Source organism: Ruegeria spongiae, from assembly GCF_023502395.1.
In the GTDB taxonomy this organism is placed as follows: domain Bacteria; phylum Pseudomonadota; class Alphaproteobacteria; order Rhodobacterales; family Rhodobacteraceae; genus Ruegeria_C; species Ruegeria_C spongiae.
Genome location: NZ_JAMFMB010000053.1, coordinates 1 through 15283 on the forward strand (window position 1 = coordinate 1; position 15283 = coordinate 15283).

Below are 15283 nucleotides of genomic sequence, written 5' to 3' on the forward strand. Positions count from 1 at the left end.
ATATCGCAACAAGAATCGATATACTTCAGCGTGAGTTTTCTGCTAGACGCCTCCAAATTGGAATGTTTGCAAACCCACAATGGCACATCGAGGCCAGCGGGGGAGTCTACACCTTCAGAGCCATCAAACTTACACGTTGAGTACATTCGTGCACCACACCGATGATACTGACTATATAGAGAGGCCAAACATGTCAGATACTAAAGTCAAATCAAAACAGTCAAAGACCAGCAGTGAAGAAGCTTCGTTCTGGCCGGAACGCGTCGACTTGGCTGCGGCTTTTCGTTGGGCCGCGCGGTTTGATATGCACGAAGCCGTCGGTAATCATTTTTCGCTATCAGTTAATGACGATGGGTCGAAGTTTTTGATGAATCCCAACCTCAGTCATTTTGAACTGATCAGGGCAAGCGATCTGGTTCTCGTGGATGCAAATGACAAATCTCTACTTGGCCAATCTGATGTTTTGGACGCGACCGCTTGGGGTTTGCATGGCTCACTGCATCGAAGATGCCCCCACATCAGGTGCGCTTTTCACCTGCACCCAACATATTCCACCGCTCTGGCCTCGCTTGCGGACAGTCGCCTTCCCCCCATTGATCAGAACTCGATGGCTTTTTATGACCGCGTCATCATAGATGAAAATTACGGGGGTATCGCCCTTGAAGAAGAAGGCGAACGTTGCGCCGCCATGCTGAATGATCCGAAAATTCAGGTTATGGTGATGGGCAACCACGGTATTCTGGTCGTCGGGAGCTCCGTGAATGAAACCTTCACAAGGCTTTATTATTTCGAACGCGCAGTCCGGAACTATATTCTGGCTATAAGCTCTGGAAAACCGTTGCGAATTGTGTCCGATGAAATTGCTACCAAAACGGCGAATGGCATAGAGAAATATTTCAAAACATTCAACTTTCTGGCCAAGCTCAGATTAATTCTGGACAAAGAAGGGTCCGACTACGCCACCTGATACTGGCCCGGTTCATGGGCGCATGGGATCGGCTGATGCTATCACAGTACCTCGGAGCCTTGGGGGCTGAGGCAGGTGTCGCGGAATGGCGTGCATTGGAAGCCGGTTGAGAATCTGCTCATGATCTCTTTCAAAGACGCGCAGTATCCAAAGGACGTGATCCCACCCACAGTGTTCTTCTATACGGACAACGCCTAGGCAGCTGTTCTTCAAAGAGCCGACACTGCTCAGGCCGCTCCGATGTTCCATTGCAAATGGCGGAGGGCAAGAAATTCATTTCATTGTGGGTGAAACTATGTATTGTAACGTTAAAACTCCTTAAGGTTTGAGAGAATATGTGACCAAGTATCAACCTATCATGCGCCTTGTTGCATTGCGGATCACAGCTGGGCTGCTCCTAATTCTGGCGATTTCTGCATTCCTGTTCCTGGGGCTTGAACTCCTTCCCGGAGACTTTGCGCAGAATTTTTTGGGCCAGACAGCAACGCCAGAATCGGTCGCGGCGATCAGGCAGGAGCTTGGCCTGGATGTGCCAGCGGTCTCGCGCTACCTAGGCTGGCTGCAAGGGGTCGCAACAGGTGATTTCGGGGAGAGCTGGGCAAACCGGAAGGATGTCAACGAGCAGCTTTTTTCCCGGTTCGCGAATACATTCTTCCTGGCCTCCACCGCAGCCCTTGTTGCGGTGCCGCTGGCGCTTTTTCTTGGCGTTGTGTCAGTCCACTTCCACAACAAATTCCCGGACCACGCAATCAATATCGTCTCGCTTGCGGCGATCTCGATGCCCGATTTTTTTGTCGGGTATCTGCTGATCTTTTTCTTTGCCCTGGTTCTTGGGGTTGGCTATGGCCCTCCGATCGTGCCGGAAGGCCCGTTGTGGACTTTGCAGAATTTGGAGCTGATTGCTCTGCCTGTCATGACACTGGTGATTGTCGTTTTGGCGCATATGATGCGCATGACCAAAGCCGCGCTACTCAATGTGATGGAATCCCCGTACATCGAGACGGCTGAACTGAAGGGGGTGCGCCCGCTTCGGGTGATCTGGAAACACGCGGCCCCAAATACAATAGCGCCGATCGCCAATGTGGTGGCTCTGAACATGGCCTATTTGGTCGTGGGGGTTGTGGTGATTGAGGTTGTCTTTGCCTACCCCGGTATGGGTCAGTACTTCATTGACGCGGTGACGATCCGGGACATGCCGGTTGTGCAGGCCTGCGGCATCGTTTTCTCGGCTGTCTATGTGATTCTGAATATGCTGGCCGACATTATCTCGATCATTGCCAACCCGCGACTGATGCATCCGAAATAAGGTTGAATGGAATGCTGCAAACAATTGTGCCATCAACAGTTCTGGTTTTGACAGCGCTCTTTTCCTACCAGCGGGCAGGGAAAGTTTACGGGCTGTTGGCGGGCAGCTTGGCTGCGCTGCTGATCGCCAGCGGCTTGTTTGGAAACCCGGCGGTTCCTTCGGTTGCTGCGGCTATGCTTTTGTTTGTGTTCTGCGCGGCCGGCATAGGACTGGTATTTCGTCTTTTGCTGGCAAGAGTCCTTCCCGCAAAACAAGCGCGTATTGCGCGGCGGGTACCGCTAACCGCCTCTTTTGGTCTGTGTGTAATTCTTTTCGTATTGGTGTTGTGCATATTCGCCGGGTACATCGCCCCATATGGCGAAGCAGAGATCGTTGGTGACATCTGGGAACCGGCCAGCCGGACCCATCTTCTGGGGACCGACAATCTGGGCCGGGATATGTTTTCGCGGCTCGTGTATGGTGCCCGCACAACCGTGTTGGTTGCGATTACCGCCAGCGTGCTGTCCTTCATGGTGGGAATGTTCCTGAGCTTTCTGGCTGTAGTGATCGGCGGCTGGTGTGATCAGATTCTGAGTCGGTTGAACGATCTGATGCTGGCGATTCCAACCTTGGTATTTGCTCTGGTGGTGCTGGCCGCACTGCCCCAGAATATTGCAGTGCTGATCATTGTCATGGCAATCATTGATCAGACACGGGTATTTCGACTGGGCCGAGCAGTGGCAACGGATGTCATCGTAATGGACTTTGTCGAAGCTGCCCGGCTGCGCGGTGAGAAATGGGCGTGGATCGTATTCAGAGAAATACTGCCGAACGTACTGACACCTCTTATCGCTGAATTCGGCCTGCGATTTGCCTATGCCATTTTGTTCTTGTCGTCTTTGTCCTTTCTTGGGTTGGGCATTCAGCCGCCGCAGGCAGATTGGGGCAGCATGGTCAAAGACAACAAGGATGGTTTGATATTTCTGGTTCCGGCCGCGCTGTACCCCGGTGCGGTAATCGCCTTGCTTGCGGTCAGCGTCAACATGGTGGTCGATTGGATGTTGAACCGGACCGCAAGTCTGAAAGGGGGACGTGGCTGATGACCTGCCATCTGGACGTCCGCAATCTCGGGATCGGAGCCATGGTTTATCTGTTTTTCACGCGTGACTTCGCCACCGTCAAAGCCATCGCTGGCAGCATCGTCATCATGCACAAAGGGCGTGTTGTTCGTTCAGGGCCCAAGTCTCAGGTGCTGGCTCCACCGTTTGATGACTATACCGGTCTCTTGCTGAAATCTGATCCTGAAATGAAACCTGGCTGGCTGGAAACCGCCCTTGCAAAGCAGAGAATGGTTTCAGCCAGCGATTAATGGAGGCAAAGACGATTTCGAACAGGAAAAAACCATGCATGCTCTTTGAACGTCGAACTCTGCAGCTGAGCCAAGGCAAAAATGTCGGCCAGTACCTGTGTAAAGTCAAAGCGGGAATGGAATTTCCCGGCTATTCCAAGGGAGGAAAGTCACAATGAAGAAAAACGCTAAAACCACCGGGTTGCACCAGACACGGCGGCAGTTGCTGGCGACAGGATTGGCAGCGGCGGCTGTGCCGATTTTGGGTGCACGACAAACCTTTGCCAATACCCCGACTCAAGGCGGTACATTGCGGCTGGGCACCGGGCACGGTTCTACGTCCGACAGTATGGACCCTGCACTGAACACCAGCGCATTCATCACACTTTTGTCCGGCGCATTTGCAAACCGGTTAACCGAGATTGACCCAAATGGCGAGATTACCCCTGAACTGGCGGAATCCTGGGAAGGCAGTGAAAACGGAAAGGTCTGGCACTTCAAGTTGCGCCAGGGCGTTACTTTCCACAATGGCAAGACCATGGATGCAGACGATGTCATCGCGACTCTGAACGCCCATCGTGGTGAAGAGTCCCAATCCTCGGTGAAGGCGCTGGCCAATCAGATCAACGAGATCACCAAGATTTCAGCGTCTGAAATCAAAATAGAACTTACTGGGGCCAACGCGGATTATCCTCTGTTGCTGAGTGCCGGCGCATTTGCGATCATGCCGCTGGTTGACGGCGAACTTCAGACTGAAGCCGGCATTGGAACCGGCGGTTACATCCTTGAACGTATCGATATGGGCGTGAAAGCTGTCCTGCGGAAGAACCCCGCCTACTTCAAAGAAAACGCGGCGTTCTTTGATGCAGTGGAGATCAACATCATCAACGATCCTTCGGCGCGTCAGAATGCACTGCTGACGGGCCGCGTCGATGTTATTGATCAGGTGACGCCTAAGACTGCCGACCTGCTGGCGCGGCGTCCAGGGGTCCGGTTGGTCGAGGTGGCGGGCTCGCTGCACTACACCTTCCCGATGCTGACCAATACGGCGCCATTTGATGACAACAATGTCCGGCTAGCCCTGAAGTACGGCTGCAATCGTACAGAAATGGTGGAGAAGGTTCTGCGCGGGCATGGCACGCTCGGCAACGACCACCCCATTCCGGTGACGGACAGATATTTCAATGCCGATCTTGAGCAGCGCCAATTCGACCCTGACAAGGCGAAGTTCCATCTGAAAGAGGCCGGGCTGGACAGCCTGGAAGTGCAACTGACGGCCTCAGAATCAATCTGGATCGGGGCATTGGAAGCAGTGCAGCTATACAGCGAGAGATCCAAGGGCGCAGGATTGAACATCATTCCTAAAAAAGTTCCAAACGACGGTTACTGGTCGAATGTGTGGATGAAGGAACCTTGGTCGGCTGCATATTGGTCAGGCCGGGCGACTCCTGACTGGATGTTCACGGCGGCCTATTCCGCTGACTCTAGCTGGAATGATACATTTTGGGCTCACGACCGGTTCAACGAACTGCTTGTCAAAGGCCGCAGCGAGCTGGATGAATCGGTACGGGCTGGTATCTATCACGAGATGCAGCAAATTGTATCCGACGAGGGCGGCACCGTTATTCCAATGTTTGCCAACCATATTATGTCGGTTTCAGACAAGATCGGAGTGCCGGACAAGGTTGGCGGCGACTGGGAATTGGACGGCGGCCGTGCGATCGAGAGGTGGTGGTATACCGGAAACTGATCTGTTCTGCTGCTCGCCTGAGCGGCAGATACCCCTTCTTTCACTGAGATGGTTCCTTATTTGGCAGCTGCGCTTGCTAGTGTAAGGAACCATCACAACGGCTCTGGCTCATAGCACGGACTTAGGACATTATAGTTGGCGAAGCTGCCTTCGAAGCAATGGGTATTCTGCAAAGCTATGACTGATAGGGAATTGCACGGTGCGTGGAGAAGGGTAAGGAAAATCAGCCAGCACAAGTGCACTAGGTGATGCCGACACGCAAACGAACTACTCTGAAACAAGTGGCGGCACATGCCAGAGTTTCTCCCATGACGGTTTCCAATTTCGTGAATGACCGTCTGCACCTGCTGTCTGATACGATGAAAGAGCGGGTTGAAAAGTCGATCAAGGAGTTGAACTACCGGCGTAACTACGGGGCGCATGTGCTGCGGACTTCGCAGGTTTGGTCGATCGGGTTGATTATTGTCGATCGTGCGGACGAGTTTTTGTCCGATGGATATACAACCCAAATTGTCTCGGGCTTTAGCAACCACTTGAATAGTCGCGGCTATTCAACGTTGCTGCAGGGGGTGAAGCCGGAAGATTTCGACCGCTCAAACATCATCCGCAATCTGCAGACGGATGGTATCGGCGTTCTTCTATCTGGTGACCGGGGGATGAGGCGCAGACAATTCGACTCGATTTGCACGCTACAACAGCCAATGGTTCTGTTCCTTGAAAATTTTGAGGGTGCGGCCGGCGAAGGCCACAAACTGTGTGCTGTCAAGCAAGATGAATTTTCTGGGGGTGCACAACTTGCCCAGACGGTACTGAATCGCTTGCCGGAACATGTGGCAATTCTTACATCTGGGCTTAACGAATGGGCGGCCGTGAACCGAAGAATCGAAGGAATGTATGCGGGCCTTCGGAAGGGCAATTCAGTAAAAAAAATCTTTACTGTTCCATGCGGTGATACCAATCACGCAGATGTTCACCAGGCCTTGGAGCATCATGTTCGAAACGAGGGAGTTCCGGACGCGATGATGTGTATCAGTGATAATGTGGCATTGTCTGCAATCTCTTTCTTGCGCAGCCGTTGCATTTCCGTACCGGAACAGACTTGCGTTACCGGTTTCAATGCTTTCCGGCTGCACGAGATGTGCAGCCCGACCATCACAACCATGTTTTCGCCCGCATATGAAATGGGCCAGGCTGGCGCAAAGGCTTTGCTTGATTGCCTAGATAGTGACTCGTTTGAGGAACGGCTGATTACATACCCTGGAAAACTGATTCAGGGCGAGTCAGCTTAAACGCGCTTGACACGCTTCCTGTGGATGATGTTAGATCAATTGTAACGTTAAAAACAGCGAAAATCGCGGAGATCAAAGTGCCCGCTCAAACTGAAATCCCCACCACAGATCTCGCTCTTCAGGGCGCGCGAAACTTGTTAGTCAATTGCGTAGGATTGCAGGCTGGTGACCGTGTCTTATTGGTCGAAGAAGAGTACGGGCTGGGGTATTTTGATAGCGATGCACCGCAGATCGTAGCGACTGAGGCCCGTAGGATCGGCGCTGAAGTGCTGACGATGACAACGTCACGAGCACCTGGGCCGGGTGCGATCCCAGCGGCACTGACCGCTGCAATGGAATATGTGGATCACACAATTTTCATGAACCGAATAGGCGACCAGATGCGGTTTAAGAGCCTGCCGGGCCGCGGTTCAAAGACGATGGTATACACGCTAGATGCAGACATGCTTGCTGCAGGTTCGACGCAGTTGCCACATCTGTTCATGGTCAGGATGATTGATGCCTTCAATTCAGAAATGTCACAGGCAAAGACCTGGCGGGTGACCTGCCCGGCTGGCACTGACGTAAGCGGAGAAGTGCCCGCTGAAATGGCTCGTCAAAGCAAGGATACCGGCAACTTTACAGTGAACTTGTTCCCAACGTCTGTGCATAAGCCGTTACCAGCCGGGAGCATGAATGGGCGGATTGTTCTCGGCCGGTTCATTACCGGAACCAATACGAATGTCTATTCGCCGGAAGTCCATTTTATCGAAAGCCCGATCACAGCCACCATCGAAAACGGCCGCGTTGCAGATTTTGACGGGAATCCCCGTTGTATAGACCGGTTCCGGGCACATAGCAAAATGGTGGCAGAGCTGTTTGGGCTCGATGAAACACTCATTCACTCATGGCATTGCGGGTTGAACCCAGGCACCGCTTATTTCGGCAAGGCAGCCGATGACCCGGTTCGCTGGAATGGTATGATTTTTGGCAGTCCCAGACACTTGCACTTTCACACATGTGGGGATTACCCGCCTGGCGAGATCAATTGGCACATCATCGATCCGACCGTACGCTTCGATAATCAGGTGTTTGTCGAATGTGGCGAAGTCACATTCTTCCAGTCAGCACGCGCGCAGGCGCTGATCAAGGAATTCGGCATTGTTCCGGCACAACTGAAAACTGAACAGGAAATTGGATTATAATGTCTGACATGCAGTTTGATCCATCAAAGCAAGCAGACGCAATGTGTTGGCTAAGTGCGGATCGCTCACCCGAAGACTATCTGTCTTCGGAGGAACAGGATCAACTTTGCAGGGAAGACGGCAGCGTACACCGTCTATATCAGGCGTTTTCGGATTGGCCGGCACCAATATTGCCTGCCCATAAATTCTATCAGGCTGTTTTGCATACGCCGGACAGTCCTCTGGATTTCAACACCTGTGAATTCATTGCTACTTTCGTCGCGATTTTGGCCTCTTGTGACTATGCCCGGGCGCACCACGGTGAAAATTTTATCAACACGTCGAATTCCCGTGCGGATGGGCAGAAGATTCTTTCGGCCTTGGAGGCCGGCGATCTGCAAGCCGAGGTCATCAAGCCGCTGTTCCGACAATTGGCGGTGTTTACAAAAAAACTTTCTCTCACGCCCGAGGAGATGACCCAAGAGGACATACATGAACTGAAAAGTGCAGGGCTTACGGATGCCCAGATTTCCCAAGCCTGCCAGGTTGCGGCCAGCTTTGCCTATTGGGTGCGCATCATCAATGGGCTGGGGATCAGCCTGGGAAAAGAGCGGATCGGCCTGGGGCAGAAGGGTCTTCAAAAAGTGTCCCGGACGACTGTTGCCAATGTGAGCCCTGGCAGGGAGGGCGGCTAGAAGGCTGCCGGACAGAAGATGTTAAATATGCCTGCATTGGGAGTTGAAATTGCCCGGCCTCGGCAGATAATGCTTTATGTTCTGCCCGAGTTTACACTGACAGAACTGGCAGCAGTATTGGATATCTTCCGGTGTGCCAATACCGTTACAAACCGCGAATTATACACTTGGACCATCATGTCCACAACGGATGGTAACGTGAGATCGACAGCGGGTGTAGGGGTTGAAGCCTGCGACTTTTCCAAGGTTTCCAAACCGCCGGATCTGATGGTGTTTCTGGGCGGCGAGGCTTGCCGCAGTCAGGCTTCCCCTCTGAAAACGGCTGTTCATTGGTTAAGGTGCCGGCGTACCGAAGTGATCCTTCTGTCTGACGCGGTTGCGTCTATTGTCAGCACAGGCATTTTCGGGGCCGAAGCGGTGAGCGCCCACTGGCAGGAACTGTCTGCTCTCAATATGGAACTTGTCGACACGCCTATTGAGGACACACTGTTTTCCGAAACTGGGAGGTTGCTGACTTCCAGCGGCTATGTGGCGACGTTTGATGTGTTTTTGCACATACTGCGCAGGCATCACGGATCATCCCTGGCTACCTTGGTCGCCGATATTCTGGTCAAGGGAGAGATTCGGCAGCAGCAAACAAAACAGCGGCAGGCCCTGCGTGACCGTCTGGGGATCGACGATTTGAGGGTTCTGGAAGCCGTTGAAATTATGGAGCAATACGAAGGGCACGATTTCAAGATTGGAGATGTAACGCAAGAGGTCAACATCTGCAGCCGTCAACTGGAACGGCTATTTCGGAAGTATTTTGATGAAAGCCCCATGCGTTATTATTCAAGGATCAAACTGGAGAAAGCCAAAACACTGATCGAACAAACCGGCCTGCCAATCTCTGAAATTTCTTTAGCCTGCGGATTTTCCAGCCTCTCCAATTTCAATCGTTCCTTCCGAAGCCGGTTTCGCGAAACACCAACACAAATCAGAACCAAAAAACTGGCCGAACGAAAAACGTCGGAAGGTGTGTTTGAAAAACGCACCGATTCTGAACTGTATGAATGTGCAGGCGGATTTACGTCGCTCAATCCTTCGGCCTGATAGTTTAGCGTTTCCCGACGGGCAACCGGACGTGAGGATTGACGGATTGCAGTAAAAATTTTAACGTTACAAGCGGGGATTTAGCCGGTTGAAACCCTTGCGGCACCGCACTGGAGAGTGAGACGAAAATGGATCAGTCAGCAAAAACAAAGAAACCGGCGCGGCTCCGCCGCAAGAGTTCTCGGGGCGAGAAAATTAGCCGAAAGTCTCACATTGCCGGAATAGGAACTTTGCGGGATCAGAAGCATCGTATTTCGATCATGACCGGCGCCGAAGCCGGGCTGATACATGACGCAGTGTTGAACATTCTCTGGAGTTTTGGTGTGTTAGTGGAGCATCCTGCTTCAAGAAAAACTCTGATTGAAGAGCATGGATGCATTGAAGCGGACAACGAGTACATTCGTTTTCCCCCTGATCTTGTGCAAAATGCCCTGTCTACAGTGCCGAGCTCGGTGCAGCTCTATGATCTGAACGGCAATCTGAAAGTGGATACCAACTCGAAGTTGACGGCTTATTGCCCCGGCCATAACTGCGTGCGTATTCTGGACCACGAAACCGGTAAGCTTCGGCCTTGCACTCTCGAGGATATACGAAGAACCGCAACGGTTTGCGAGAAACTTCCGAATATCGCGATGTCCTGCTCGTTAGGCTATCCCAGCGATGTGAATGCCGAGGACGAGGCGTTTGAAACCGCAAAGACGCTGTTTGAGCATTGCGCGAAACCCGCCGCGATTCTGGCCCATGATGATGCCATTCAAACAAGGATTGTCGATCATCTGGTCACGCTGGTCGGCAGTGCTGAAAAGCTGGCGGAAAAGCCGGTGGCAATTGAACTGATGGGGCCGATTTCTCCTTTGAAACTGCCAGAGGATTTTTGCCAACGCCTGATTAACGCCGCCCGTATGCGTTTGCCGGTTGTATGCTATCCGGCGACTTTTCCGGGTATGTCCAGTCCGATCAGCGCTGCTGGCGCCATAGCACAATCGTCGGCGGAAGCTATTGCGGGGCTAGTCCTGCACCAGCTGAGTCAGCCCGGTGCTCCTGTCGTATGCGGCTCATCAGTGCTGCCGATGGATATGCGCCAAGCTGATCTGGCCTATGGTTCGCCCGAATACATGCTTACTGGCCTGGGCGCTGCGGACTACTTCAAACATATTGGAGTGCCGTCATGGATTGGCGCAGGTTGCTCGGACTCACACGACTTTGACGCGCAGGCTGCCAGCGAAGCAGGCGCAAATATGGCCATAGCAGCCATGGCCAGCACGCCATTTGTGCACAATCTGGGGTATCTATCCGGTGGTCGGACTGGGTCACTGGAAATGCTGGTCCTGTGTGATGAGTTGGTAGGCTGGTCGAACCAAATGGCCGCAGGGTGCGTGATTGACGCTGACAGCATTGCCGTTGACGTGATCCGGCGGGCCTCCCACGACAACTCATTTTTGACGGATCAGCATACTCAAGACAGATACTTAACTGAAAATTGGTTTCCAAGCTTGTTAGAACGATCAGATGCAGACGCCTGGATGGAGAGAGGCAGTCCGGATCTGAGGCACCGCATACGGGAAAATCTCGCCCAACTTTTGCGGTAGGAAGCGGTTTGGAACTGTCGGAGGCTCTGAAGGTGTAGACTCCCCCGCTGGCCTCGATGTGCAATTGTGGGTTTGCAAACAATCCAGTTTGGAGGCGTCTATGGAACAGCTTGGCATGATTGGCTTGGACCTGGCGAAGAATGTGTTTCAGGTTCATGGTTCGGATGAACTGGGTTACGCGATTTTGCGTAGAAGGCTACGCCGGAATCAAGTTCTCGAATTCTTCAGTCAGCTACCGCCTTGTGTGGTAGCGATGGAGGCTTGCTCCAGCGCGCATTACTGGGGCCGGGAGATTGGTCGCCTTGGTCACGATGTCAGGCTCATCTCGCCAGCGTATGTGAAACCGCTTTGTGAAGCGGCAGAAGAACGATGCCGCTGATGCAGAGGCCATCTCTGAGGCTGCGAGCCGTCCCACCATGCGTTTTGTCCCCGTGAAAAGCGAGGAGACCCAGAGCGCAGCAATGGTGTTTCGGGCTCGGGAACTTCTGGTTCGGCAACGCACACAGCTGATCAATGCCCTGCGAGGCCACCTTGGAGAGCTGGGTCACGTGGCTCCGCAGGGGGCCCGCAACATCCGCAAGCTGGTCGATATGGTGGAAGATTGTGAGACCGCGATACCGGAAGCAGCGCAGGCTTGCCTGAACTGATCAACGCCCCCGAGGAAGACTCCAGCTCTGTACTTGATGTCTCGATCGAGACATTTCATGCGATGTCGTGCGCCGGGTGTCCGTCGTCAGGGGTTTACGCCGGGCTCGTCCGTGAACTCCACCTTGAACTCGGCAAAATCCACCTGCGCTTGCTTGCCGGGAGGCGTTTCAAACCGGACCGCGAAAGGCGCGCGCCGGGGAGGACGCAGCTCGCGCAGAAAGGGCTTCAGCGTCGAATAGCTGCCCTCATACCCCATCGACTTGATCTCGCGCAGAAGCCGCCGACCCGACAAATCAGGGAACGTCCGAACACGCTCCGTCAGATAAACCCGGTAAGGGTCCAGCACACTGCCTTGCAATGGACGCGGGCCGTAGCTCGGTGCTTCCAGGCCCTGTTCCAGATATTTGCGCACGGTCTTGCGGTCAGAGCCAACCTTGCGCGCGATGGCCGAGATGCTCAGCCCCTGTCGTCGTAAATCGTGGATCAAAACGATCTCCCTCAATCCCTTCACCTGACTGCCCCTGTCTCTCGATAATCGGAGCATCAGGCCTGCTTCCCGCGACAGCGCCAATTCCAAATATTTGAGGTTTGGAATTGGCGCTGCCGCTCACGGGTGGGGAATTTTCAATTGCCTCTTTTGGGGAGAATACAGCTGCCACTAACATTTGGGCTTTGATGAGCAAAGAGGAAGTCTACCGAGCCCCATCTGCGCGCGCCTGACACGCGCGGCTGTGGGGCAGCGGAAGCGGAAGAGGACAAAGGCGGTATGGCACCCGGATCGAAAGATCGGATCAGGAAAACCAGCTTGCGACAGAGTGCTTCGAGCACGTGGTTCTGAATTGGACCTGATCTGCTAACATGTAGTGGTTCAGATGTGATCTGACAGTTGACCGTTTTTCTGGCGGCGTCTGTCAGGTCAAGTTCAGTTCACGAACTTTTCCTTCCAGATATCTTTGCCCTCGATCATGGTCTGGAACGGCGTTCTGCCGCAACACATTTTGCCCTGATGAGTGCGCTCGTGGTTGTAGTGATGCAGCCAGTCGCCCAGATCGACCTGCATCGCCAAGCAGATCTTCAGGCCGCTCGCAACCCTTCAGAAGTTCATCCAGCAGTTCCTTGGAAATTGTCATCGGCCTTGCTCCTCTCAGGAAGCATGGACCAAGCCGAAGTTACACAGAAGATCGGACACTCTCAGTTTGCGTCCGACTATACCAACGCAATTTGGTAGGTATCGAGAATAGCTGCGAGTTCAGAGCCATATGAGAACAACGGAGCGCTGTTAATCGAGCGAATTTTCGGCATGCTGCGTTCAAAGATTGCCACGTTTGGTTGCTCGTTCAGGCGGGACGAAAAGATGATCCCATCTGGCTGGCTTTTGTGCGCATGGATCGCTTGAGACCAGATCTGCCCCAGATCATGAGATTGTGCGCGCACGGCGTCCGTCGGGATGCGATTGGACATTGTTCCCGATCCGCGCAAATCCAACAATCTCAACGGTTCCGCTGCTTTGACCTGTACGATTGACCATCCTTGCAGAAACCTTCGAGACACAGGAATTCCTTCGGTGCCCGTACCCAACCCGCTATCGCGGATGATCGCTTCTAGGACGCATGTTTCAACACTCGTCCCGAAATACACAGTCGCATAGACGTCCGTTTCGCCTTCTCTGATGCCGGGGTCGGAGAACCGACTCGACGCCGGGCGAAACCCCAAAGGATCCGGGTGCCGTGTTTCAAAGGCACGAAAATGCGACACCTGATCCAGATCGACAAGATCAAGATCACGTTCGTGGAATGCCTCGGTCGGCAGGTGCTCTTCAGAAAAGTCAGTATCGGGCATTAAGTCGTGCTACTGCCCAATACGCCGTCGATATGTGCCAGCACCTTTGACGTCTCACCCCGTCGTAACTTCTCGTAGACGCGTTCACCTTCATCATCCGGGAAGGTTTCGGCGAGAAGCCGATATGCGGTCCAGGCGTCACCGTCAACACGGTCGATGATTTCGATCAGGCCATCAATTGTTTCACCGGTCGGCAGAATTTGCCATTCCGGGTATTTGAGTGTCTTTGGACCACCTTTCAGACCCAGAAGCTGTCCTGCTTTGCGGCGCTTGTCGATCGCTTGGCGGGTCACACCAATCAGGTCGGCTATTTCGGATGTGGTGAGCATTTCGTCGCCAGCAAGTAATGCTTTGCTTGCGGCGGCACCACGTGCTTCGGCCACCCGCAGAGCACGCTCAAGCTGGCTGCCGACTGCGGGTGCTGTCGGGCTTGTGACTTCTACAAACTTTGCCAGAGTAAAGGACTTCCCGCGCCGGGCACCTCGCGCAGGTATACCTTTCGTGCCCTTTTTTGTGCCTGTTTCAGGCGATTTTGCGGGGACCATATTCGTGTGGATTTTGACGCTCCCCTGAACGTATTCAACGTTGCGAACGGCGTGCTCTACTCCGTAGAATGCCCTTTGCTGCCCCGGTTTTCCCTGTCGCGCATTGGTTGCTCGGGAACTACGACCAAAGGCGACAACCTCTTCCTCACCCAGATTCTTCAACATAGTTTTCAGAGCCGCGCCGAGGTCGGCATCACTTGCGTTCACATCAATCGCCGATACCTCAATACCGCGGGGCATCGTGGTGGAAATTCCTGTTGTCGTGGGCGTCTTGCGGGCCATATCGGTATCTGTTCCTATCGGGACGTAAATAGTGGTCAGCCTGTCCGCTTGAGCTGCGGGCGTCATATCGCGTTTTTAATATGGTGCCGCTTTGTCTATTTGTCAACTAAAGCAACTAAAGCAACTATGACAGCTTTATCACAGCGATAGTGATGATGCACCGTATTCATCCGAAAATTCTACGAATTGACTGGCGACGCCGTGCCTGAACCTGCTCCTGTGCACGCTAAGTTTGCCGGGTCCAAGGATTCATGCAAATCTGTCGCTTATTGATAGATGTGAATTGATTAGAAGACGATGCCCTTGGTTCCATGTCAGATTGCGCCGGGCATGTGCGGCACGTCTCAGGCACATCCTTCTCTCCTGATCGGGAAGGTAGGTGATGAGCGAAGCTAAACCCTCCCTATCCACCAAGGTTGAAAACCTTGTGTCGGGTGTTGTTCGATTTATCAGTCGCTACGGCACCGTAAACTTAACCGTCACAGGTCAGCGAATTCCACCGACTTTGCGGTTAGGCCGCTGAGACCTGTGCGATTTCACGCCAGGTTTGCACAGCAAGCGACCGCATTTCCCGAAAGTCGGCTGATGTCATTTCGTGGCGGAGCAGATGGAACAGATTGGCTATTGGGTCGTGGATGGATACGAAGCGTTGCAGGTGGCCTGCTGATTTGAACCTCTTCATCACCTTCTCTCGTTGTCGCGTTGGCTGGTGGGAATTCTCAGCACGGTTGTTCAAGCCCTTACGTGATTGATGCTCGACACTCGGCATCGTCCTCCGCTTCGCCGCACAT

At 53.4% G+C, this 15283-nt stretch carries 12 protein-coding genes and 4 pseudogenes; 11 read left to right on the top strand and 5 right to left on the bottom strand.

Features of this window, described 5'->3' with window-relative positions; translation table 11 throughout:
• Positions 1–190: 190 nt before the first annotated feature.
• The 11 genes and pseudogenes from M3P21_RS21515 to M3P21_RS21565 all read left to right on the top strand — a co-directional run.
• Entirely contained in the window at positions 191–967 is a 777-nt protein-coding gene (locus M3P21_RS21515) for a class II aldolase/adducin family protein (protein WP_249713514.1), read from the top strand.
• 358 nt (positions 968–1325) lie between these two features.
• Positions 1326–2273 (top strand): ABC transporter permease, encoded by a 948-nt coding sequence (locus tag M3P21_RS21520; protein ID WP_249713516.1) that lies wholly within the window; start codon positions 1326–1328, stop codon positions 2271–2273.
• Between the two features lie 260 nt (positions 2274–2533).
• Positions 2534–3352, top strand: a complete 819-nt coding sequence (locus M3P21_RS21525; protein ID WP_373320110.1) for an ABC transporter permease — start codon at positions 2534–2536, stop codon at positions 3350–3352.
• Between the two features lie 41 nt (positions 3353–3393).
• Positions 3394–3621: pseudogene (locus tag M3P21_RS21530) on the top strand (ABC transporter); the annotation flags it as partial.
• Between the two features lie 154 nt (positions 3622–3775).
• On the top strand, positions 3776–5350 hold the full coding sequence (locus M3P21_RS21535) for an ABC transporter substrate-binding protein (protein WP_249713520.1): 1575 nt from the start codon (positions 3776–3778) through the stop codon (positions 5348–5350).
• A 248-nt stretch (positions 5351–5598) separates the two neighbouring features.
• Positions 5599–6639: a LacI family DNA-binding transcriptional regulator gene (locus tag M3P21_RS21540; protein WP_283781102.1), complete on the top strand. Its 1041-nt coding sequence runs from the start codon at positions 5599–5601 to the stop codon at positions 6637–6639.
• Between the two features lie 20 nt (positions 6640–6659).
• Entirely contained in the window at positions 6660–7823 is a 1164-nt protein-coding gene (locus M3P21_RS21545) for a hypothetical protein (RefSeq protein ID WP_249713524.1), read from the top strand.
• Positions 7823–8497: a carboxymuconolactone decarboxylase family protein gene (locus M3P21_RS21550; protein ID WP_249713526.1), complete on the top strand. Its 675-nt coding sequence runs from the start codon at positions 7823–7825 to the stop codon at positions 8495–8497. Before M3P21_RS21545 ends, M3P21_RS21550 begins: the two co-directional genes overlap by 1 nt.
• A gap of 27 nt (positions 8498–8524) precedes the next feature.
• Positions 8525–9589 carry a GlxA family transcriptional regulator gene (locus tag M3P21_RS21555; RefSeq protein WP_249713527.1) on the top strand — a complete coding sequence of 355 codons (1065 nt, stop codon included), beginning with the start codon at positions 8525–8527 and terminating at the stop codon, positions 9587–9589.
• A 128-nt stretch (positions 9590–9717) separates the two neighbouring features.
• On the top strand, positions 9718–11178 hold the full coding sequence (locus M3P21_RS21560) for a trimethylamine methyltransferase family protein (RefSeq protein WP_249713529.1): 1461 nt from the start codon (positions 9718–9720) through the stop codon (positions 11176–11178).
• A 100-nt stretch (positions 11179–11278) separates the two neighbouring features.
• A pseudogene (locus tag M3P21_RS21565) lies at positions 11279–11795 on the top strand (IS110 family RNA-guided transposase); the annotation flags it as partial.
• Positions 11796–11920: 125 nt separating this feature from the next.
• Here M3P21_RS21565 and M3P21_RS21570 read toward each other — a convergent pair.
• The 5 genes and pseudogenes from M3P21_RS21570 to M3P21_RS21590 all read right to left on the bottom strand — a co-directional run.
• Positions 11921–12370 (bottom strand): annotated as a pseudogene (locus tag M3P21_RS21570) (IS21 family transposase); the annotation flags it as partial.
• A 378-nt stretch (positions 12371–12748) separates the two neighbouring features.
• Positions 12749–12886: pseudogene (locus M3P21_RS21575) on the bottom strand (IS481 family transposase); the annotation flags it as partial.
• A gap of 146 nt (positions 12887–13032) precedes the next feature.
• The gene (locus M3P21_RS21580; RefSeq protein ID WP_249713531.1) at positions 13033–13665 is read right to left on the bottom strand and encodes an RES family NAD+ phosphorylase; all 633 of its coding nucleotides are present in this window, start codon (positions 13663–13665) and stop codon (positions 13033–13035) included.
• The gene (locus tag M3P21_RS21585) at positions 13665–14492 is read right to left on the bottom strand and encodes a hypothetical protein (protein ID WP_249713533.1); all 828 of its coding nucleotides are present in this window, start codon (positions 14490–14492) and stop codon (positions 13665–13667) included. Before M3P21_RS21585 ends, M3P21_RS21580 begins: the two co-directional genes overlap by 1 nt.
• A 511-nt stretch (positions 14493–15003) precedes the next feature.
• On the bottom strand, positions 15004–15283 hold a 280-nt coding region (locus tag M3P21_RS21590), incomplete at its 5' end, for a DDE-type integrase/transposase/recombinase (RefSeq protein ID WP_249713535.1).

Bases quoted from the DNA above. Each gene is read 5' to 3' on its own strand.
- M3P21_RS21515 (WP_249713514.1), top strand. From the start codon at position 191: ATGTCAGATACTAAAGTCAAATCAAAACAGTCAAAGACCAGCAGTGAA.
- M3P21_RS21520 (WP_249713516.1), top strand. From the start codon at position 1,326: ATGCGCCTTGTTGCATTGCGGATCACAGCTGGGCTGCTCCTAATTCTG.
- M3P21_RS21535 (WP_249713520.1), top strand. From the start codon at position 3,776: ATGAAGAAAAACGCTAAAACCACCGGGTTGCACCAGACACGGCGGCAG.
- M3P21_RS21540 (WP_283781102.1), top strand. From the start codon at position 5,599: ATGCCGACACGCAAACGAACTACTCTGAAACAAGTGGCGGCACATGCC.
- M3P21_RS21550 (WP_249713526.1), top strand. From the start codon at position 7,823: ATGTCTGACATGCAGTTTGATCCATCAAAGCAAGCAGACGCAATGTGT.
- M3P21_RS21555 (WP_249713527.1), top strand. From the start codon at position 8,525: ATGCCTGCATTGGGAGTTGAAATTGCCCGGCCTCGGCAGATAATGCTT.
- M3P21_RS21560 (WP_249713529.1), top strand. From the start codon at position 9,718: ATGGATCAGTCAGCAAAAACAAAGAAACCGGCGCGGCTCCGCCGCAAG.
- M3P21_RS21580 (WP_249713531.1), bottom strand. From the start codon at position 13,665: ATGCCCGATACTGACTTTTCTGAAGAGCACCTGCCGACCGAGGCATTC.
- M3P21_RS21585 (WP_249713533.1), bottom strand. From the start codon at position 14,492: ATGGCCCGCAAGACGCCCACGACAACAGGAATTTCCACCACGATGCCC.